This is a genomic window from Flavobacterium glycogeni (assembly GCF_048286775.1).
GTDB lineage: Bacteria > Bacteroidota > Bacteroidia > Flavobacteriales > Flavobacteriaceae > Flavobacterium.
This window is the reverse complement of record NZ_JBLVPV010000004.1, coordinates 146,410-167,782: the sequence shown is the minus strand read 5'-3', so window position 1 is coordinate 167,782 and position 21,373 is coordinate 146,410. Positions and strand designations below refer to the sequence as shown.

Below are 21,373 nucleotides of genomic sequence, written 5' to 3'. Positions count from 1 at the left end.
GTTTTTATTTCTGGTTGTGTAATTCTGTAAATTTAAACAAAAAAAAAGCCTCTTTTGAGACTTTTTCTGGGTTTACTTTTTAATATTCATCCTCATTCCAAAGATAATCTTCGTCCGTAGGATAATCTGGCCAAATTTCTTCCATTGATTCATATATCTCGCCTTCATCCTCTATAGATTGAAGGTTTTCTACTACTTCTAATGGAGCTCCTGCTCTAATAGCGTAGTCAATAAGTTCGTCTTTGTTAGCAGGCCACGGTGCATCGCTTAAATAAGATGCTAATTCTAATGTCCAATACATGTGTTGTCGATTTAGTTTTGTGCAAAAATAAATTTTTTACTGAAAAAGACAAGTAAAAAACTATTTATTTTTAAAAAAAGTTAAGAACGTTTGATTTAGTGTCCAGTGTTCGGTATTTAGTGTTCCGCTTTTTACCGCAAACTTACAACTGTAAACTACCTACTATTTCCTCGGAATCCATTGAACTTCGGCAGCGTTCAAATCATGAGACAACTTCCGTGCCAACACAAAAAGGTAGTCAGAAAGTCGGTTTAAGTACTTGATTGCGATTTCAGCAACGGGCTCATTGTGGCTTAAATGGACGGCTAAGCGCTCTGCTCTGCGACAAACACAACGTGCAATATGACAATATGACACAGTAGTATGTCCGCCTGGAAGTACAAAATGAGTCATTGGCGGCAATGCTTCTTCCATGGCATCAATTTCATTTTCCAATAATTCAATATCAGATTCGATAATTCCCAGCTTTTTCAAACGAAGTTCTCCGTTTTTCATCACCTCTTTTTCAGGTGGCGTTGCTAATATGGCGCCAACAGTAAATAGGCGATCTTGAATTTCGATAAGGATTTCTTTGTAATGACTGTTCATTTCCTGATCGCGAATCAGACCAATATAAGAGTTCAATTCGTCAACGGTTCCGTAACTTTCAATTCGGGCATGGTCTTTTGGGACTCTGGTTCCGCCAAAAAGCGCGGTTGTTCCTTTATCTCCAGTCTTTGTATATACTTTCATTTTTTGTGATTTTAGATTTTAGAGTTCTGATTTTAGATTTATAATTGGAATCTGAAAATTAAATTCATAAACCTATAATTATTTTAGAAAAAAATCTAAAATCTAAACTCAGAAATCTACAATTATTTCGAAGTGTCGCTTTCGATAAGTCCGTCACGTAAACGAATGATTCTGTGTGCATAAGAGGCGATTTCTTCCTCGTGCGTTACCAGAATTACCGTGTTTCCATTATTATGGATGTCTCCAAAAAGTTTCATGATTTCCAATGACGTTTTACTGTCCAGATTCCCGGTAGGCTCATCGGCAAGAATGATGGACGGTTTGTTGACCAAAGCACGGGCAATTGCCACACGCTGGCGTTGTCCACCCGAAAGTTGGTTGGGTTGGTGATCCATTCTGTCGGCAAGATTTACTTGTTCCAATACTTCGGTAGCTCGTGCTTTTCTTTCCGATTTTGAAAACCCGGCATAAATCATGGGTAAAGCCACGTTGTCTAATGCCGTTGTTCTGGGTAAAAGGTTGAAAGTCTGGAAAACGAAACCTATTTCTTTATTTCGAATTTCGGCTAATTCATCATCTTTCATCTGGCTGACATCTTTTCCGTTCAGAATGTAACTTCCGGAAGTTGGTGTGTCTAAACAGCCTAATAAATTCATTAAAGTTGATTTTCCAGATCCTGAAGGGCCCATTAATGCTACATATTCTCCTTTATTTATTTCTAAATCAATGCCTTTAAGAACATAAACGATTTCATTTCCAAGTACAAAATCTCGTTTGATATTGGTTATTTTGATTAGCGGGTTTGCCATTAGAATATATGATTTTTGACCTTCGACTGTGCGTAGGGTGCTATTAAATTAGATTTTAAAAGTACAAAAGACTTTTGAATTATTAATAAGTAGTTGTTTTTTAAAATTTGTTACATTTTGAGCTTCAATTTTAAATAGGAACTAACTTTTTTAAAATCAAATACTTGTGATTTTGGCTTATTTCTTTTAAAACGCAATTTTTAATACATAGAATCAGCCGTAATTATTTATACTATTTCAAGGTTAGTTTATATAATTCACGCTTTATTTCTCTTTATTTCATAATTATATGTAATATTTATAAGATTTTTGGATTATAACTGAGAATCGAATAATATTACTTAGATTTACATAATAATATTAATCAAATTCAAGAAATTATGGAAAGTAAAAAGTTATTGTTAGGTGTAGCGGTAATCGCTTTGGGATTTACCTCTTGTAAAGATGAAAAAGCGGAACAAGCAGAGAAAACAGTCGATAGCTATGTTATGTACGTAGATTCAGTCGGTAATGTTGCTGCAGAAGATGCTCAAGGGAATTGGCAAGGAATTGAAGCTACTTATGAATTGAAAAGCGGAGAAGCTGAAGCTGCAATAGCAAACATGAAAGATAATGCAGCAGCGCAAGAGCGTCTTGATGCAAGTAGAGCCAAATATGAAGCGTTGAAAGCTAAATATGAAGCTTTAAAAGAACCAGAGCAACCAACTCCCGATGTAACAGTAAGCTCAAAACAGCAACTAAGAAATGCTTTGTTTGGTGAAGGGAAAATAGGGGATGACATGAGTTTTAGCTGGGTTAACAAAGACAATATACACAGTGTTTACCAACAATTCATCCATACTGCTGAAAATAATAAAGACAGTTATTCACGTGAAGATTGGGATGAAATCAAATTAATGTACGAAGCGCTTGACAGTAGAAAAAATACAGTTGAAAAAGAAGGGCTTTCGTCTGAAGATAACAGAAAAATTGCAGGATTAAAATTCAAATTTGCACCTATGTTAAAAGTGAACAGAATGGGAGCAAAATCAGGAGAAATGAAAAGAGCTAAAGAATAAGGAATAATTAATTCAATGTTAGAGATGACAGTCAGCAATGGCTGTCATTTTTTTTGCGTTAAATTCGAATCACAAAATGCTCTTTTGGTTGCTCTCTTCTAAAAAACACCAATCCACATTGAAAGGTATCAATGGTTACAGTCACTTTAGGATGTTTTTTTATGATTTCCCACGCTTCTTCCATTTCTGGCGACCAATGAATGTCATCAAATATCCAAACGGTTTCGTTAGTAATCGTAGGAAGTAATAATTCGAAATAGTCTAGCGTTGCTTGTTTTTGGTGATTTCCGTCAAAATAAATTAGGTTTTGGGTTTTAGGTTTTGGGTTACTCAAATAAGCGTTGAATTCTGTTACTACTGAAGTTATATTGGTTAATCCAAATTGTTTAAATTGGTTTTGAGCTTGTTTTGCCGTTTCAGGGCAGCCTTCAAGTGTTGTGATTTTTGTTTTTGTCCCGACATTTCGGGATCCTAAAGAAAGCGCAGCAGTCGCCAATCCTAACGAAGTTCCGATTTCTAAAATAGATTGCTTCGCCTGTTCGCTATCGCTCGGGTCCGGCTGAAAATATTTGGTGATTCTAAATAATAATTCGGCTCGCTTTGAAGTAATTCCAGCTGTTTTTGCAATCCTGGAAATGACTCTTGTATTGGATTTGAAAACTTTCGAACCCGCTCCAAAATCGGTGACTTCAATGGTATTGTTATTTGCTAAAAGTGAATTTCGATACTTTTTTAAAATAGCGTATTCTGGTTTTGACTTTTTGTCATAGAAACATTTCGTCAGTAAACTAAATACAAACGGAGAATGTACAGCATGCTCATTTTTGGAGTGCCAAAGGAATTTTAGATAGGATTTTATTTGGAATAACATAGCCACATTTACAAAGTAGGCGCGAAGATACTAAGATATTAGTTGAAAGTCAAAAGATGCAATGACATCATCTTCACGCTTGGACTTTCGACTTTATGACTTTGAAACTTTACGACTTTAAAAAGTCTATATTTGCGCCCTTGGAATTTATACCAAGAATATACCCATTTTTTTACGATGATGATTGAACAAATAGAACATAAAAGCGCCATAAGCTCGGAAGAAATTGACCGATGCATCGCTATTTTGGCACAATTAAATACCGATACCGACCAAATATTTGATATTCCAAAAGAGCAACGAACGGCCTTAATCAAAGCGGCTGGAATGTTTTCCAGACCAGATCGTGACGAGCTTTCCCGTAGAAAAAAAGACGGAAAAGTGGCTGCCAAACGCAAAATGGAAAAGCGGGACCGAACCGCCCGAAAGGAAACCGGAATTCGGCATGCGCGTGAAGCGAGTGTTTTTGTGGCACCCAAATTATTGGCTTCACATGATCTCGCTCACAAAGAGCAATTGGAACTGGAAACTCCACGAAATTGTTACGTTTGTAAAACCGAGTTTACTAAAATGCATCACTTTTATGATACGATGTGTACGGATTGTGGTGATTTTAATTATGCCAAACGTTTTCAAACTGCTGACGTAAACGGACAAGTGGCCGTTATTACAGGTTCTCGTCTTAAAATTGGGTACCACATTACGTTGATGTTGTTGCGTGGTGGAGCAACCGTTATTGCAACGACTCGTTTTCCGGTGGATTCGGCATTGCGTTTTTCTAAGGAAGCTGATTTTATGGATTGGGGACATCGCTTGAAAATTCACGGATTGGATTTACGACATATTCCCAGTGTGGAGATTTTTTGCAATTTCATTGAGCAAAAATACGAACGTTTGGATATTTTAATCAATAATGCGGCGCAAACCGTGAGACGTCCCGCCGGATTCTATACCCATTTAATGGAAAACGAAGAACGCCTGATAGCATCTTTGCCGCAACAAGCACAGGAATTATTACTGGATCATACCAATTGTTTGGATGAATTAAAAGTATTGACAGCAGGCACTTCCTCAAATCAAAATATGCCGGTGACTTGGCACGGACCAGAACCCGGAATTGGGTTGCGGGCTTCCGCCAAATTATCCCAGATTCCGTATTCTTTTGATAATGCGCTGGTGGCGAATGAAGTTTTTCCGGAAGGAGAACTCGATGCCGATTTACAGCAAGTAGATTTGAGAAAAACCAACAGCTGGCGTTTGCGATTGGGGCAAATAGAAACCACTGAAATGATAGAAGTGCAGTTGGTGAATTCCGTAGCGCCTTTTGTGTTGTGTAACCGCCTTTCGGAAGTCATGAAGAAAGACAACACCGGAAAAAAGCATATCATCAATGTGTCGGCAATGGAAGGAAAGTTTCATCGCTTTTTCAAGGAAGACCGTCATCCGCATACCAATATGGCCAAAGCCGCTTTGAATATGCTGACGCACACGTCTTCGGGAACTTTGGCAAAAGACGGAATTTTTATGAATGCGGTTGACACTGGTTGGGTAACCGACGAAGATCCTGCGGAATTAGCCAAAAGAAAACAAGAAGAAGAAGATTTTCAACCGCCATTAGACATTGTTGATGGAGCAGCACGGGTTATGGATCCGTTGTTTGATGGTATTAATACAGGAAAACACTGGTGTGGGAAATTCTTGAAAGATTACAATCCGATTCCTTGGTAAAATCTTCGGATTTATAAAATCATTCAACTGTCAGTTCGAGCGCAGTCGAGAACCAATGTTGTATCTCGACTGCGCTCGATGTGGCAAAAAAGAGTTGTCTATTATAGTATTATCTATATCATAAAAACCACAACAGCATTTAATTTTGTTGTGGTTTTTTGTTGTTCCACTTTATGTACGGTTTACAAATCCGCAATCAAGGTTTACTGTTTACGATCCGGCTAACGGTGTCCCGAAGAGACCGACTGCAAGTTCTATCCAAATGAGGAGAAGCGCTGTCAGAATAACTGTACAGAGAATGATTCGATGATTGGTTTTTTTTACCTTTCTCATTACAAGCTCACAGATAAGACCAGTACCGAGCAATAGGACACCAGCGACCACAAAATCGGCTAGGTTCCAGTTTACTTCATTTGTGAATTGCATTGCTATTAATGGGATGAGCAGTAAAAAAACTACTGTGAGCACAATGCCAATACCTCTTTTGTTTTCCATAATCATAATTTTCAGTTTTATATATTAATTTGGTCGTACTAATCCGAAAGTGCAGCCTTCAATATTCAATATGGTTCATTTTCAGGGTTTTGTTTTACAAATGTACGCAACTTTGAAATACAAAGTGCTTTCTATTTGAAAAATATTTTGATCGCATATAATTATTTATTGAAAAAAATAGATTGTTAGAAAAATCTGGGGTTGTAATGCTATTTACTTGGTAAATCCTACTTAGCTGATAAATAAAAAACCACAACAGAATTAGATTCTGTTGTGGTTTTTTGTTTTATTATTTTGTTGCTCATTGTTATGGGCGCAAAGTCAGAGACATTTGCGCAGCTTAACCTAGAACTATTGTATACTTCGAAGAGGGGGGCACGGAAAAAATTACAGAGCTATCAAAACGTTGGTATATCCGAGCAATCGGGGTTAGATTTTGTTGTGGCTTTTTTATTATTTGTGGCTCATTGTTGTGGGCACGGAAAAGATTTCCGGGTAATCGGGTTATGGTTCCGTTATTTTTTGCTAGATATTTTGTGACGTTTTACTTTTATAATTTTGTAAGCATTCAAATTTCTCACTTATTGCATGTCATAATATTCTTATTATAGTATTTTTACAAAAAAAAATAATGAGAATTACAAAAGTTGACATTCCTGAAATTAATAACGGAGTAAACTCTAAAGACTATGGACTTTGTCCAATTAGGATGGATAAACTATCAAATGTTGTTTTAATAGCAGGTAAAAATGGAGCTGGAAAGACCAGAATAATAACTAAAATATTCGAAGTACTAAAAAACAAACCTATAAGTACAGTTGTGAAAAATGCCCCTTTGCAAATTAAGCAATATGAAAAGAATTTAGATGTTCATCGAAAGCGTATCCAAACAATTGAACAATCATTGATCGACAATACAGATATGCATCAAGTTGGCAACTTAACGTCTGAACTTGAAGATCAAAAGAAATATTCAGAGAATAATCTAAAATTAATAGCTGAGCAACAAGCTCTCCTGGATTGGAAACAGATTGAAACATCTGAAATGGCGAATCAATATTCTTCTGTATATTTTGTACCAAAAACATTAATATTACAAGATAACAATAATATACCTAAGAATCAGCTTCTACAATTTGCAGCCAATATTAGCGCCGTTGGAATAAACCATTTACATAATGGAGTTTTTGCAAAGATTCAAGTTGTTCAAGACCGTTGGTTTAATGCTACTCATCCCAATACCAGTATTTCACAAGATGAAAAATTGGTCGCAATTAGCGAGTATGAAAAATTGAAAGGTTTAATTAAAACTTTTTTAAGCACTAATTTAAATCGAGATTTAAATGGAGAGCCTACATTATTTAATTTTCCTATTGGCAAATCTATGTTGTCAGATGGACAAATAATACTTCTTCAATTTTGTTTAGCTATTTTCAGTCAGGAAACCAGCATGAAGGATTTGATTTTAGTTTTGGATGAACCTGAGAATCATTTACACCCTTCTGTTATAATTGAGACAATTGAAAGGATTCAAGAGTGCGTTGCAAACGGGCAAATATGGATTGCTACTCATTCAATTCCTTTACTTGCACATTTTGATCCTGCACAAATTTGGTATGTAGAAAATAGTCAAATTGAACATGCGGGTAAAATTCCTGAAAAAGTTCTTCATAGTCTTCTAGGTGATGAGAGCGAGGTGTCTAAATTGCAAGACTTTATAAGTTTGCCTTCGCAATTTGCGACTAGCAGGTATGCATTCGAATGTTTATTTCAACCCTCAGTTGTGTCTACTAATTCAAATGACCCTCAATCTTTTCAAATAAGAGCTGATTTGTTAAAATTATCATCTAATAGAACATTAAGAATTTTAGATTATGGAGCTGGTAAAGGTAGATTAATATCTAATATAGTTGATCTCGACGAAAATACTCAGGAAAAATTAATTTCAAATATTGATTACATAGCGTATGATAAATTCTCAAATGATAAGGAGTTATGTGAAGCAAATTTGATTAAAGCCTTTGGTGCCTCTGATAAACGCTATTACAATGATATGGGTAAGTTACTAACGGATTTTGATAAGTGTAGTTTTGATATTGTCATTATGTGTAATGTACTTCACGAGATTGATCCTAAGGAGTGGTTAAAGCTTTTTCATGCTAATGGCACAATTTCTAATATACTAAATGAAAATGGAATTCTTCTCTTGGTTGAGGACCATCAAATTCCTGTTGGGGAAAAAGCTTATCAAAAAGGTTTTTTAGTTTTAGATACACCGCAAATTAAAGAGTTATTTAAAATAAAAGAAACGGATAAAGATTTTAGTTATACAGATCAGAAAGATGACGGAAGACTAAAAGCGCATAAAATACCAAAACGGTTACTTACACAAATCGATGCCGAGTCTAGATTGGAAGCAATAAAATCTATGAGTAGGGCTGCAAGAGAAAAAATATTAGAAATTCGAGATGCAGAAGTAAGTTATAAAAATGGAAAATTACACGGGTTTTGGACCCAACAGTTTGCTAATTCACAACTCAACATAGACGAGTTTGCGACAATATAACATGTTCTTTGTAACTCAAAGGTTTTGTTTTTCTCAAAAATATATAAATAAAAACGATACACATTATATGGAATTTTTCTTATAAATATAGAATCGTTTTTTTTCTAAACAACAACCCCAACATTTCCAGCGTTACCGGTAAAAAATGTTGGGGTTGTAAATAATATAAAAAGAGATTCTATCCTTCTATCTTCGCAGAAAGCTCAAACCAGCGTTCCTCTTTCTCTTCAATTTTATTGATGATGTTTTTCAATTCGTTAGCTTTCTTTTCAATGTCGCTTTCCCCAATTTTCCCGTCAGAGAATAATTGCTCGATAGTTGCTTTCTGAATTTCTAAATCCTTGATTTCTTTCTCGGTTTTCTGGAATTCTTTTTGCTCGTTGAACGTCAGGTTTCCAGTTGGATTGTTTTGTTTCCAATCTTTCTTTTCCGCTTTCTTTTCCTCTTTTTGAGCCACATCAGTACTGTCTTCGTAGGCTCTAAAATCAGAATAGTTCCCAGGAAAATCTTCGACCACACCATCACCTCTAAAAATGAATAAGTGATCTACAATTTTATCCATGAAATATCGGTCGTGCGAAACTACTAAAAGGCAACCCGGATAATCCAAAAGGAAGCTTTCCAAAACATTCAGCGTTACAATATCTAAATCGTTCGTAGGCTCATCCAGAATCAAGAAGTTCGGATTCTGAATCAAAACCGTACACAAGTACAAACGTTTCAATTCTCCACCACTCAATCGATCGACAAAATCATATTGTTTTTTAGCATCAAACAAGAAACGCTCTAGTAATTGCGAAGCCGAAATCAATTTTCCTTTCATCAACGGAATGAATTCTCCGTATTCCTTAATCACATCAATCACACGCTGACCCGGTTTTGGGTTGATTCCGCTTTGTGTATAATACCCTATTTTTATAGTATCGCCAACAATCACTTTTCCACCATCAAGCGGAATAGATCCTGTCAATAAATTCAAGAAAGTCGATTTTCCGGTTCCATTTTTTCCAATGATTCCAATGCGTTCACCACGTTGGAAATCAAAACTGAAATTATCCATGATGACATGATCCTTGAACTTTTTGGAGATTTTGTGAAGCTCGATAATCTTGCTTCCCATGCGTTCCATGTTAATTTCAAGTTCTACCTTATTTTCACGACGGCGACTTTGTGCTTTTTCCTTAATTTCATAAAAATCATCCTGACGCGATTTCGATTTTGTCGTTCTCGCTTTGGGCTGACGGCGCATCCATTCCAGTTCTTTCACAAAAAGATTCTGCGCTTTATCCACACTCGAATTCTCGGATGCGATGCGTTCCTCTTTTTTCTCTAAATAATACGAGTAATTTCCTTTGTATTGGTATAATTTTCCGTTGTCCAATTCGATGATTTCATTACAAACGCGCTCCAAAAAGAAACGGTCGTGCGTTACCATAAACAACGTAATATTTTCTTTGGCAAAATAACTTTCCAGCCATTCAATCATCTCTAAATCCAAGTGATTCGTAGGCTCATCCAGAATTAATAAGTCGGGACGATTAATCAAAATTATAGCCAGTGACAAACGCTTTTTCTGTCCACCAGAAAGATTTTTCACTTTAAGTTTGAAATTTTCCAACTTCAGTTTAAACAAAATTTGCTTGTACTGCGTTTCAAAATCCCACGCATTGTGCTGATCCATTCCGTCAAAAGCTTTTTGGTAGGCTTCTTCATCTTCGGGATTTTCTAATGCTTTTTCATACGCTTCAATCACTTTCAAAGTCTCGTTATCCGAAGCGAAAATGCTTTCTTCAATCGTCAGTTCTTCCTGCAAATTATTGTTTTGCGAAAGAAATGCCATTTTGATGCCTTTTCTCAAAACCACTTGTCCGGTATCAGATTCTTCAAGACCATTAATGATACTCATAATAGTCGTTTTTCCAGAACCGTTTTTGGCTATGAAGGCAATTTTTTGATCTTTATTAATTCCAAACGAGATGTCTTTAAACAACGTACGTTCACCAAAAGATTTCGAGATATTTTCAACAGAAAGGTAATTCATGTGTATAGGTTGCTGAAAAAAACAGCGGTATAAAGTATTTGTAATGATAATAATCTCTAATATAGTCTCTACTGAAAAATGGAAATCAATTATTAATTTTTTGCAAAGGTAGTTTAATTAAAACAAAAAAAAAGAAGACATTTCACATTAGATTATAAAATTATTAGCCAATTTAAAAAATCAAAATAATTAGAAAAATGTAGTTCAACTGTGTAAAAATGTAGTTTAACTGATTGTGTCAGTTTTGTTTGCGTGTTCAATCTCTAATGCGTAATTTTAAGTATATACTTATTGTTTAGGCTTTAAATTTTCCCGATTTCAGCTCATTCCTGTGAGTTTGAATCGCGAAGCGGTGGATTAAGATATACGATAGTCATTAAAATTCTTTAAAAGGAATGATTTCAAACATAAAAATTGCAGTAGTTGGTTTAGGATATGTGGGTCTGCCGTTGGCAAGATTATTTGCAACAAAATATCCGGTTGTTGGATTCGACATCAATCAAAGCCGGATTAATGGATTGAAATCCGGTACGGATAGTACTTTGGAAATTTCTGATGATGTATTACGAGCGGTGCTTTTAGATAAAAATCCCTGTTGCAATAATCCCGATTCCCAAATTCAAACCAACGAATCAGCGAATCAACAAATCAACGGTCTATACTGTTCTGTTACACTAAGCGATATTACTGACTGTAATTATTATATCATTACCGTTCCCACTCCAGTTGATAAAAATAACCGTCCGGATTTAACCCCCTTATATAAATCAAGCCAAACGGTTGCCAAAGTACTGAAAAAAGGAGATATAGTAATTTATGAATCTACGGTGTATCCTGGGGTAACGGAAGAGGAATGTGTGCCTGTTTTGGAAAAAGTATCAGGATTGAAATTCAATGAAGATTTTTTCGCAGGCTATTCTCCCGAGAGAATTAATCCGGGAGACAAAGAACATACAGTAGAGAAAATACTGAAAGTTACTTCGGGCTCTACTCCAGAAATTGGACAAAAGGTAAATGAATTATATAAAAGCGTCATTACAGCCGGAACGCATTTAGCGCCCTCAATAAAAGTAGCCGAAGCTGCCAAAGTGATTGAAAATTCGCAGCGCGATATTAACATTGCCTTTGTAAATGAATTGGCAAAAATATTCAATTTAATGAACATTGATACGCATGCAGTTTTGGAAGCGGCTGGAACCAAATGGAATTTCCTGCCGTTCAAGCCAGGACTAGTTGGAGGGCATTGCATAGGTGTGGATCCTTATTATTTAGCACAACGCGCTCAAGAATTTGGCTACCATCCCGAAATTATTTTAGCAGGTCGTCGTTTGAACGACAGCATGGGTGAGTATGTTGCTTCCCAAGCTGTGAAGCTGATGATTAAGAAAGGAATCAGCGTGAATGGTGCAAATCTATTGATGTTGGGGATTACCTTCAAGGAAAACTGCCCTGATGTTAGAAATACGAAGATAGTTGATGTGATTGCGGCTCTAACGGATTATGGAATTTCGGTTACGATTTATGATCCATGGGCGAATCCAGCGGCAGTAAAACATGAATATGATTTAGTGACAACAACTGCTTTACCAAATCAAAAATTTGATGCAATAGTTGTGGGGGTGGCACATGTGGAATTTTTGGATTTTGATTTAGCTTCTTTGCAAAAAGAAAATTGTTTAGTGTATGATGTGAAAGGTTTTTTAGGTAAAAATGTGGATGGGAAGTTATAGCTTAAAACGGATATACTAATAACGTTTTGCATGATTATAAACAAAATTATTCGAGTAAAACTTTTACTGTCATATAATTGACATTTAGAAAGTGTTGAGATAATCCATAAACAAATAAATTTAGGAAATGAGCTTTGCGAAAGAAAATATTTATGATTTGGCATTTGTGGGATCAGGTATAGCCTGCACTTACACAATAATTCATTTTATTCATTTACTTGAGCAAGCACCTCTAAATCAAAAGGTCCAAATACTGGTTATTGATAAAGCTGATGAGTTCTGGGTCGGGATACCATATGGGAACCGTTCCGGTTTTAATTCATTGATTATTACCTCGCTGAAAGATTTTGTATCAATCGATGAACTCGAGCTTTTTAAAATCTGGTTGAAACAGAATATCAATTGGGTGTTTAAAGATTTTCAGGAGAGAAATGGAACACTTTCATCAGACTGGCTTGAAAACAATGAAAAACGAATGGCAGAAAATGCTTGGGATGATCTTTATCTGCCCAGGTATATTTTTGGATATTTTTTACGAGAGCGGGTAATTGTTTTATTAGAATCTGCGGTAAAGAAAAACTTACTGGATTATCAATTATTAAAAGCTGATGTAACTGATATACAGAAGAACAATGCATTATATAAACTTACAGTAAAGGATAATTTTTCGAATGAGCTGGAAATTGAAAGCTGGAAAATTATCTTGTCAATTGGTAGTCCTCCCAAAAAATATCTTTGCACTTTAGGAAAAGATGAATCACTTTCTGGTGTTAGTTTAATAGAAGATCTCTATCAGCCTAAACTGGAAGTGAATATTAAACAGATCTATGAAACCTTGAAAAAATCAGAAAATAGGGAGCAGAATAATATCCTGATAGTTGGATCTAATGCCAGTGCATTAGAGGCAACCTATAATATAATGGATATTTCTGGAATGGACAATCTGATTAACAAGTTCTATTTCCTTTCCAGTGATGGCGCTTTTCCATATCGGATTGATAATGGTCAAATTAATTTAGATGATTATAAGCTTGTTGCTCTAAATTCTCTTAAAAATATTTCCAAAATTACTTCGAAACAGATTTTGGAGGCTGTAAAAAAGGATGTAGAACTAATGAAAACCCTAAAGATTAATATTGCTGATATTGTATGTCATATGTCAAACATAATAAATGATTTAATCAGCAAATTAAGCGCTTATGAGCAAAAAATATTTGCAAATAAACATGGTGTTGAAATTGGTAAATTTCAAAGAAAGGCAGGCAAAGAATACTGTGATGTAGTTGGTAATCTATCCCTTGTCAATAAATTGGAGAACTTAAAAGGAAAATTTGTCAGATTAGTTTTTCAGGAGGAGAAATTCGCTCATGTTGAATATGTGGAGTCCAGGACTTTAGTAAAAAAAACTTTTGCTACACCTGTTAAATGCATTATTAACTGTAGCGGATTTGAAGATTTAACTGTGCATTCTTCATCTGAGCTGATCCATAGTCTGATAATCAATAATATCTGTAGAGCTAATACTTCAAAAAGAGGTTTTAAAGTTAACGAAAACTTTGAGGCCAATAATAATTTCTTCATAATGGGTCCCTTACTTGCTGGGAATAGTAACAAAAAAATGATGATCTGGCATGTGGAGAGTTGCACAAGGATTTGTTTTCTATCTAAACAGTTAGCAAGAGTTCTGGCAAATACTTATGAAGCCAAGGATGGAGGGCTTCCTCAAAAAAACAAGAAAGTATTTACGATTTAACAGTAAGTACCGATTGAAATATATCTCGTAATAATTTAATCAATATGTATTTATACGGAGTAGGTGGACATGCCAAGGTTATTGCTGAGATACTAGAAAGTATGGGTAAAACCATAAATGGACTCTTTGATGATAATCAACACGTTAAAGAGCTAAAGGGAATGAAGGTTGAAAAAGGAATACGGGTTTCGGACAAAAATACCTTTCCAGTCTTAGAGTCTCCTGTAATAATTAGCATTGGTAATAATAATGAGAGGGCAGAAATTGCAGATTTACTAGCCAATAGCTTTGATGTGAAATTTGGAAAAGCTATTCATTCCACCTCCATTATTTCGCCCAGTGCATCAATTGCGGAGGGTGTTATGATTTTACATGGTTCAATCATTCAGGCTGAAACCATCATAGGGAAACATGTATTGGTAAATACGGCAGCCAGCATTGACCATGAGAATGTGATTGGTGATTATGCGCATGTATCTCCTCATGCTACTTTATGCGGAAGAGTTCATGTTGGCGAAGGAACACATATTGGAGCAGGTGCTGTGGTTTTACCTAATATAAAAATTGGTAAATGGTGTAAGATTGGTGCCGGTGCAGTGGTGATAAGCGATATTCCTGATTTTTCGACAGCAGTGGGCAATCCAGCCAGAATACTTGTTAAAAGTTTTAAAATATAGACGATTGATTGCCATTTTGTTAGATAAAGGCATTATTGATAAATGTAGCCAACTTTGCTCTTAAAAAAAGAATGTCTTGCAGTATCCTATGATCCGTGATCCAATATAAAATATCTCTATCATTTCAAACTCTAAGAAGCAGGATTTAATATTAAAGCAATTAGCACAGATGTAATGGTAAAGGAAAGAAAGTGTTAAAAGGCTCTACTCACACTTGCAAATAATCTATAGCATGGCTTCATATATTTTTGGATTTAGCTTCTTTGCAAAATGATAATTGTTTGTTGTATGATGTTAAAGGGGTTTTGGGTGAAAATTTGGATGGGAAGTTGTCGTTTAAAATGTATACACTGATAACTGTTTTGTATGATTATAAACAAAATTATTTAAGTAAAGCTTAAGTGTTTTATTGTTAGTAGTTTGTGTAATATAGAAGTAAAGAATTTCTTTCTAAAAAATATTTTTAAAATAAAATATAATATAAAAGATGATATCAATAACATTAAATAATTTTCTTTTTATTAAAAGGGAGGTAAAATATTTTGCGGATAAACCAGTTTTTCTTTTTAATTTTTTAACTACTTATATCCAATCTAATTCTTTAGAAAAACATTTTGGCTTTAAGAGAATTCCAAAGTTTACGAAAGTTGTTAATTTAACGCTTTCAAATGATGAAATATTTAATGGCTTAAATAAAACCACAAAAAATGAAGTTAATAGGAGTGAAAGAGATGATATAAAAATTGATTTTACGCTTTCGTACGATAAATTTAAAAAGTGGTATGATCAATTTGCTGAATCAAAGAAGTTAGCTCCATTGCATGACAATGATTATTTTAAAAATAACATATTTATATCTACTGCTTATTTTGAAGGAAAGCCAGTGGTTTGTCATGCGTATATATTAGATGAGGAATCAAAAATAGCTCGTGTGTTACATTCTGCATCGGTATTACCTGATGTTGAAGATAAAACTTTTAGAGGACTTATTGGAAGAGTCCATAAGTATTTGCATTATAAGGATATGCTGTATTTTAAAAAAAATAACTATCTGGGGTATGATTTTGGCGGTTATGCTTTTGGAACGTCTAATGCGAAATTACAAGGGATTAATAAGTTTAAAGACGGTTTTGGCGGAGATTTAGTTGAGCAAAGTAATTATATTCCTTTTTTAATCAATTTATTATTAAAGATTATTTGATGAAAAACAAAAACAAAATTGAAAGAAAACATAAATAAACTTAAAAGTTCTTTAAAAGGCAAAAAGGTCAAACAAATTATTTTGTTGTATTCAGTTAATATTGTAGGAATTCCTTTTGCAATTGCAACAAATATGATACTTACAAATTATTTAGGGCCGAAATTATTTGGTGATTATTCCTATCTGAATGGTATTTTTGTTTTTGCAATAGTAGTTTTTAATTTCGGTTTTCTAGATGCCGCAAATCGGGCATTACTATTAAATGGTAATGATGAAAAAGCTAGAGAAATTTATGGGAGCTCATTTGTTTTGCTTTTGCTTCTATTTCTTATAATGTCATTTTGCTTACTTATTTTTGGCTATTTTGACAGTAATATTAATAATAAAGGTCTTTATAAGGTGTTTTTATATTTAATACCCTTCGGTTGGATATATTTACTAACTAATTACTTTGAAAAACTCTTTCAAGCTGACAATAGAATTAAGGCTTTGGCATTCATTAGATTTTATCCGAAAATTGGTTTTTTCTTGTCAAGTTTATTGATTTATTTTGTTTTAAACAACCTAAATATCAGTAAATTAGTGATTGTTTATGTTTTTTTTATGTTAACTTATGTCGTTATTTATCTTTTAGCTTTATGGAGGATTAAACCTTCTTTTAAAAATTTAAAATATAATTTTAAATCTCTTTGGGGACATACTAGGAATTATGGTTTTGATGTCTATATTGGTAGCCTTTTTGCGAGTGGAATCTCTAATTTAGCTAGTCTTATAATTAGTAATTATGATCCTTCAAATTCAAATGAAGGTGTAGGTTTTTTTAATCTTGCTATTACATTTGCATCACCTCTTGCCTTGATACCAAATATAATAGCAACAACTCACTTTAAAGAATTTGCAAGCCTAGAAAAGATTCCTTTAAAATTATTCAAAATAACACTTTTTTTAACATTACTATCTCTGTTAATTCTTTGGACATTTATAGGTTCTTTCATCGATATATTTTATGGAAAAGAATACCATTCCGCCATAGAATTAACACTTATTATTAGTATTGGTGTAGCCGCCTATAGTATGGCAGATTTTTTTAATCGGTATTTGGGTGCCCATGGAAAAGGCAAGATGTTGCGAAATAGTTCTATTGCTATAGGAATCAGTTTATTCATTACCAATTTTTTGTTTATACCAATTTGGCATGAAAGGGGAGCAGCATTTGCAAGTTTGGTCAGTGGCTTGGTTTATCTTGTGATTATGATTTATTATTATAGAAGTTACACTAAAATGAAAGAATAAATGTTGCGAGTTGCATACTTAAATAATCAGTTAATTTATAGTAAAATTATTCAGCAAATAAAATCAGGAATACGAACGATTCAAACAGATGTAAATAGAGGGGGTCTAGAAAAGTATTTAGAGGAATGCTTTTTTTGTTTAAATCGTTCTATTTGTAAGGAAACCATTTTTAACAAGCTATTTGAAAGAATGGTAAATCACAGGTTTGTGCTTGAAAAGAGTTAGTATTAACTAAGTAACTCGATATGGAAACTAAAAAAAAAATACTTTTTGTATTACCTGATTTAACTGCTGGTGGTGCACAACGCATAATGTCTTTTGTTTCTCAGCATTTGAATAACAAGACTTTTGATGTGAAATTAATTGTCATAGGTTTTAAGAAAGATGCGGTTTATAAGGTTGATGCTGTAGAAGTTCAATATCTTAATAAAACCAGATTGTTAGCTTCTGTAACGATGCTGTTTCATTTAATCGTAAAGGAAAAACCAACTATTGTGATAAGTTCTATTGGGCACGTTAATATTTTAATGGGTTTTTTTAGTATATTATTTCGAAAAATAAAATTTATCGGAAGAGAGGCTAGTGTAGTTTCTGAAAGGATCAAATTTATTGAAAGAGGTTCAAAAGTATATTTTATTTTACTAAAATTATTTTATCCAAGATTGTCAGCAATTATCTGTCAATCGAATGACATGAAAGAAGATTTTATCAATGTATTTGGATTTAAATCTTCAAAATTGATTTTGATTTATAATCCAATTACGAATTTTGAGACAATAATAAAAAATAGTAATTCTAAAGATAAAATACATTTTGTAACCGTAGGGAGATTAAGTGTAGAAAAAGGATATCTAAGAATTATAGAAGGATTATCAAAGATTAGTAATTATAATTTTCATTATACCATTATTGGTTCAGGACCACAAGCGACAATTATAAAAGAGAATATTGACAAATATAAGTTAACAGATAAAGTAAGTTTTATTCCCCATACTTCGAAAGTTTTGGAAGAAATAGGTAGTAGAGATTTCTTTATTCAGGGTTCCTATGTTGAGGGATTTGGAAATGCCTTGTTAGAAAGTTGTACCGTAGGAACGCCAGTAATTGCTTTTAAGGCACCAGGAGGTACAAAAGATATTGTTGTCAATGGTATAAATGGTTTTTTAGTAGAGGATGAAACTGAATTTGTTTCTGTTTTGAATGATATTGATACTTTAAAAACATTAGATAGGGATGAGGTTATATGTTCCGTAGTCAATAAATTTAATGCGAGTAAAATAATAAAGCAGTACGAAGAATTATTTAATACTATATAAATAAGCATGAATAAAAAAATAAACTATTTAGTACGCCTAGATGATGCCTGCCCAACAATGAACAAAGACAAATGGACTCGAATAGAAGTTATTTTAGATAAGTTTGAAATAAAACCTATGGTTGGTATTATTCCAAAGAATGAAGATCCAAAAATGATGATTGAAAGTCCAGATGAAAATTTTTGGAAAAAAACGCTAGCTTGGCAATCAAAAGGATGGGAAATTGGATTGCATGGTTACAATCATGTGTATATAACAAAAGAAGCTGGTCTGCACTCTATTAATAAAAAGTCAGAATTCGCAGGTGTGGATATAAAATTACAAGAGGAAAAGTTGAAAAAGGGATACCGCTTACTGAAAGAATATGGTTTAGATGCTGAATATTTTTTTGCTCCAAGTCATACCTTTGACCTTAATACTTTGAGAGCTCTAAAAAAAGTAACACCTATAAATAAAATTAGTGACACCATAGCTTTGAAACCTTATTCTAAATTTGGTTTTCAATTTTACCCTCAACAGTTATGGCATTTTAAAAATATTAGTTTACCAGGTGTTTGGACATTTTGTTTTCATCCTAATACAATGACTGAAAGCGATATTGAATCGTTTGAAAAATTCATAGAAATTAATATTAATAAATTTATATCATTTAAAGATGTAGAAATGAAACGAGAGAGAGCACTGGATCTGTCAGATAAGATTTTTGCTAAATCTTATTATGCTTTGCTCAATCTGATAGGATTTATTCAAAATTTGAAAAAAAATGTAGCTTAACTTTTTGTGCAGTTTTTATTTGCATATCCATTTTTGGGTTGAAAATTTAATCCTCAATATTATATACTAGAAAATTTTATTAAAGAATAATTGCTTAATTTGATGATGTACCCTTTTCTATATGAATATTCGTTATTAGATTTTGCATTAGCATTCTTATATTTAATTATAGTAATGGAAATGTCTAATCGTTTAGCCTCTGAAAACAAAAGGTATTTTTTATTATTTTTAGGAATAGGATCTTTACATTTTATAATGACAATTATCTATTATTACCTTTCAGAACAGCTGACTGCTGATTCGATAGCTTATTATTATAAAACTAGTTATGTTTTTAAAAACTGGAAAGATACTTTTGGACAGGGCACCTATTTTATTTATTTTTTGGTATATCCATTGGTAAAATATTTGGGACTTACTTATTTAGGTTGTTTTTTTATATTTTCCTTTGTAGGTTTAATAGCCTTCTATAAGTTATTCAAAGTTTATTCTCACTTATTAAATAATGAATGGAATAAATGGCTGTACTTATTGTTACTCCCAAATATGCATTTTTGGTCTGTAGCAATTGGTAAGGACGTGTTGATGTTTTACGGTTTCTCAGTATTGTTATATAATTATTATTTTAAGAAGCCAGTATTTAACTATGTCTTTCCATTATTATTGATGGGATTTATAAGAATACATGTAGTTTTCTTTTTCTTTGCAGCTTTAGTCATCGTTCAATTGTTCTTTAATAAAGAAATGAAATTTTATCTTAAAGTTTTATTAATCACGGTTGTTTCTGGTATTGTGTTAATGACTATGCCTTTTTTTCTTGAAATGGTTGGTGCAGGAGAAAACGCTTCTATACCTAGTAGACTTGATATGTTTGAAGCACAGCAGTTTGAAGGGAGATCATCTGTAAATATGCAGGGGGAAAATATTATATATAAATGGGTTAGCTATTTGTTTAGACCTTTATTTTATGACATACATAATTTTTTATCTCTTACAGCTTCATTTGAAAATTTATTGTGGGTTATAATGTTTTATACTATTGTCAAATATTATAAATTAAAAAGTGTACCTAGACTGAAACAACATTTTTGGTTCGGAGTATTGATGATTATATGTGTTACACTTCCAGCTGCTTATATACTTACTAACATTGGTATCGCCGTTCGGCAGAAATATATGATATCCCCATTTCTTTTATTTATTTTTTACATTGTAATAATAGATAAAACAACCCATAAATATAAAAAACATTCTAATGGCCAGATATTTAGTTAGATTAGATGATGCCTGTCCAACAATGGACAAAGACAAATGGACTCGAATAGAAGTTATTTTAGATAAGTTTGAAATAAAACCTATGGTTGGTATTATTCCAAAGAATGAAGATCCAAAAATGATTATTGAAAGACCAGATGAAAATTTTTGGAAAAAAACGCTAGGTTGGCAATCAAAAGGATGGGAAATTGGATTGCATGGTTACAATCATGTGTATATAACAAAAGAGGCTGGTTTGCACCCTGTTAATAGAAAGTCAGAATTCGCAGGTGTAGATATAAAATTGCAAGAGGAAAAGTTGAAAAAGGGATACAGTTTATTGAAAGAATATGGTTTAGATGCTGAATATTTTTTTGCGCCAAGTCATACTTTTGATCTTAATACTTTGAAAGCTCTAAAAAAAGTAACGCCAATAAATAAGATTTGTGACACCATAGCTTTAAAACCTTATTCTAAATTTGGTATTCAATTTTACCCTCTACAGTTTGGGCATTTTAGAAATATTTATTTGCCCGGTGTTTGGACATTTTGTTTTCATCCTAATACAATGAGTGAAAGTGATATTAAATCGTTTGAAAAATTTATAGAAACTAATATTAGCAAATTTATATCATTTAAAGATATAGAAATGAAACAAGAAAGAGCATTGGATCTCTCAGATAGGATGTTGGCTAAATCGTATTATACTTTGCGTAATCTGAGAGGGTTTATTCAAAATTTCAAAAAATAATAATTTGGAAAATTATTCAATAA

At 33.3% G+C, this 21,373-nt stretch carries 18 protein-coding genes; 12 read left to right on the top strand and 6 right to left on the bottom strand.

Annotated features, from left to right (window positions below; all coding sequences use genetic code 11):
* Positions 1–79 precede the first annotated feature (79 nt).
* The 3 genes from ACNQGX_RS04920 to ACNQGX_RS04910 all read right to left on the bottom strand — a co-directional run bounded on the left by ACNQGX_RS04920 (position 80) and on the right by ACNQGX_RS04910 (position 1,842).
* Positions 80–301: a DUF2795 domain-containing protein gene (locus ACNQGX_RS04920; protein WP_007138072.1), complete on the bottom strand. Its 222-nt coding sequence runs from the start codon at positions 299–301 to the stop codon at positions 80–82.
* A 162-nt stretch (positions 302–463) separates the two neighbouring features.
* Positions 464–1,033, bottom strand: coding sequence for a cob(I)yrinic acid a,c-diamide adenosyltransferase (locus ACNQGX_RS04915; protein WP_039110943.1), 570 nt, complete (start codon positions 1,031–1,033; stop codon positions 464–466).
* A gap of 122 nt (positions 1,034–1,155) precedes the next feature.
* Positions 1,156–1,842, bottom strand: coding sequence for an ABC transporter ATP-binding protein (locus tag ACNQGX_RS04910; RefSeq protein WP_417974554.1), 687 nt, complete (start codon positions 1,840–1,842; stop codon positions 1,156–1,158).
* A 380-nt stretch (positions 1,843–2,222) separates the two neighbouring features.
* Here ACNQGX_RS04910 and ACNQGX_RS04905 point away from each other — a divergent pair, with 380 nt between their 5' ends.
* Complete coding sequence (locus ACNQGX_RS04905) at positions 2,223–2,900, top strand: hypothetical protein (RefSeq protein ID WP_417974552.1); 678 nt, start codon at positions 2,223–2,225, stop codon at positions 2,898–2,900.
* A 58-nt stretch (positions 2,901–2,958) separates the two neighbouring features.
* Here ACNQGX_RS04905 and ACNQGX_RS04900 read toward each other — a convergent pair whose 3' ends face one another.
* Positions 2,959–3,771: an O-methyltransferase gene (locus ACNQGX_RS04900; protein ID WP_417974550.1), complete on the bottom strand. Its 813-nt coding sequence runs from the start codon at positions 3,769–3,771 to the stop codon at positions 2,959–2,961.
* Between the two features lie 177 nt (positions 3,772–3,948).
* Here ACNQGX_RS04900 and ACNQGX_RS04895 point away from each other — a divergent pair, with 177 nt between their 5' ends.
* Entirely contained in the window at positions 3,949–5,499 is a 1,551-nt protein-coding gene (locus ACNQGX_RS04895; RefSeq protein WP_417974671.1) for an SDR family NAD(P)-dependent oxidoreductase, read from the top strand.
* Between the two features lie 210 nt (positions 5,500–5,709).
* Here the strand turns inward: ACNQGX_RS04895 and ACNQGX_RS04890 are convergent, their stop codons facing one another.
* Complete coding sequence (locus ACNQGX_RS04890; protein WP_417974548.1) at positions 5,710–5,994, bottom strand: hypothetical protein; 285 nt, start codon at positions 5,992–5,994, stop codon at positions 5,710–5,712.
* Positions 5,995–6,625: 631 nt separating this feature from the next.
* Between ACNQGX_RS04890 and ACNQGX_RS04885 the strand changes: the two genes are divergently transcribed.
* A complete protein-coding gene (locus tag ACNQGX_RS04885) occupies positions 6,626–8,560 on the top strand; it encodes an AAA family ATPase (RefSeq protein ID WP_417974546.1) in 1,935 nt (644 codons plus the stop codon).
* A gap of 178 nt (positions 8,561–8,738) precedes the next feature.
* On the opposite strand, the gene ACNQGX_RS04880 is transcribed toward ACNQGX_RS04885, so the two are convergent.
* Positions 8,739–10,601, bottom strand: a complete 1,863-nt coding sequence (locus ACNQGX_RS04880) for an ABC-F family ATP-binding cassette domain-containing protein (RefSeq protein WP_417974544.1) — start codon at positions 10,599–10,601, stop codon at positions 8,739–8,741.
* Between the two features lie 395 nt (positions 10,602–10,996).
* Here ACNQGX_RS04880 and ACNQGX_RS04875 point away from each other — a divergent pair, with 395 nt between their 5' ends.
* The 9 genes from ACNQGX_RS04875 (at position 10,997) to ACNQGX_RS04835 (ending at position 21,350) form a co-directional block, all read left to right on the top strand.
* On the top strand, positions 10,997–12,331 hold the full coding sequence (locus ACNQGX_RS04875) for a nucleotide sugar dehydrogenase (RefSeq protein ID WP_417974542.1): 1,335 nt from the start codon (positions 10,997–10,999) through the stop codon (positions 12,329–12,331).
* A 127-nt stretch (positions 12,332–12,458) separates the two neighbouring features.
* On the top strand, positions 12,459–14,084 hold the full coding sequence (locus ACNQGX_RS04870) for an FAD/NAD(P)-binding protein (protein WP_417974540.1): 1,626 nt from the start codon (positions 12,459–12,461) through the stop codon (positions 14,082–14,084).
* 44 nt (positions 14,085–14,128) lie between these two features.
* Complete coding sequence (locus ACNQGX_RS04865; RefSeq protein ID WP_417974538.1) at positions 14,129–14,761, top strand: acetyltransferase; 633 nt, start codon at positions 14,129–14,131, stop codon at positions 14,759–14,761.
* Between the two features lie 487 nt (positions 14,762–15,248).
* Positions 15,249–15,962: a hypothetical protein gene (locus tag ACNQGX_RS04860; RefSeq protein ID WP_417974536.1), complete on the top strand. Its 714-nt coding sequence runs from the start codon at positions 15,249–15,251 to the stop codon at positions 15,960–15,962.
* 18 nt (positions 15,963–15,980) lie between these two features.
* A complete protein-coding gene (locus ACNQGX_RS04855) occupies positions 15,981–17,255 on the top strand; it encodes an oligosaccharide flippase family protein (protein WP_417974534.1) in 1,275 nt (424 codons plus the stop codon).
* Between the two features lie 245 nt (positions 17,256–17,500).
* The gene (locus ACNQGX_RS04850) at positions 17,501–18,571 is read left to right on the top strand and encodes a glycosyltransferase (RefSeq protein ID WP_417974532.1); all 1,071 of its coding nucleotides are present in this window, start codon (positions 17,501–17,503) and stop codon (positions 18,569–18,571) included.
* A 6-nt stretch (positions 18,572–18,577) separates the two neighbouring features.
* Positions 18,578–19,345, top strand: a complete 768-nt coding sequence (locus tag ACNQGX_RS04845) for a DUF2334 domain-containing protein (RefSeq protein ID WP_417974530.1) — start codon at positions 18,578–18,580, stop codon at positions 19,343–19,345.
* A gap of 174 nt (positions 19,346–19,519) precedes the next feature.
* Positions 19,520–20,620: a hypothetical protein gene (locus tag ACNQGX_RS04840; RefSeq protein ID WP_417974528.1), complete on the top strand. Its 1,101-nt coding sequence runs from the start codon at positions 19,520–19,522 to the stop codon at positions 20,618–20,620.
* 22 nt (positions 20,621–20,642) lie between these two features.
* Entirely contained in the window at positions 20,643–21,350 is a 708-nt protein-coding gene (locus ACNQGX_RS04835) for a DUF2334 domain-containing protein (RefSeq protein WP_417974526.1), read from the top strand.
* The last annotated feature ends 23 nt before the right edge of the window (positions 21,351–21,373 follow it).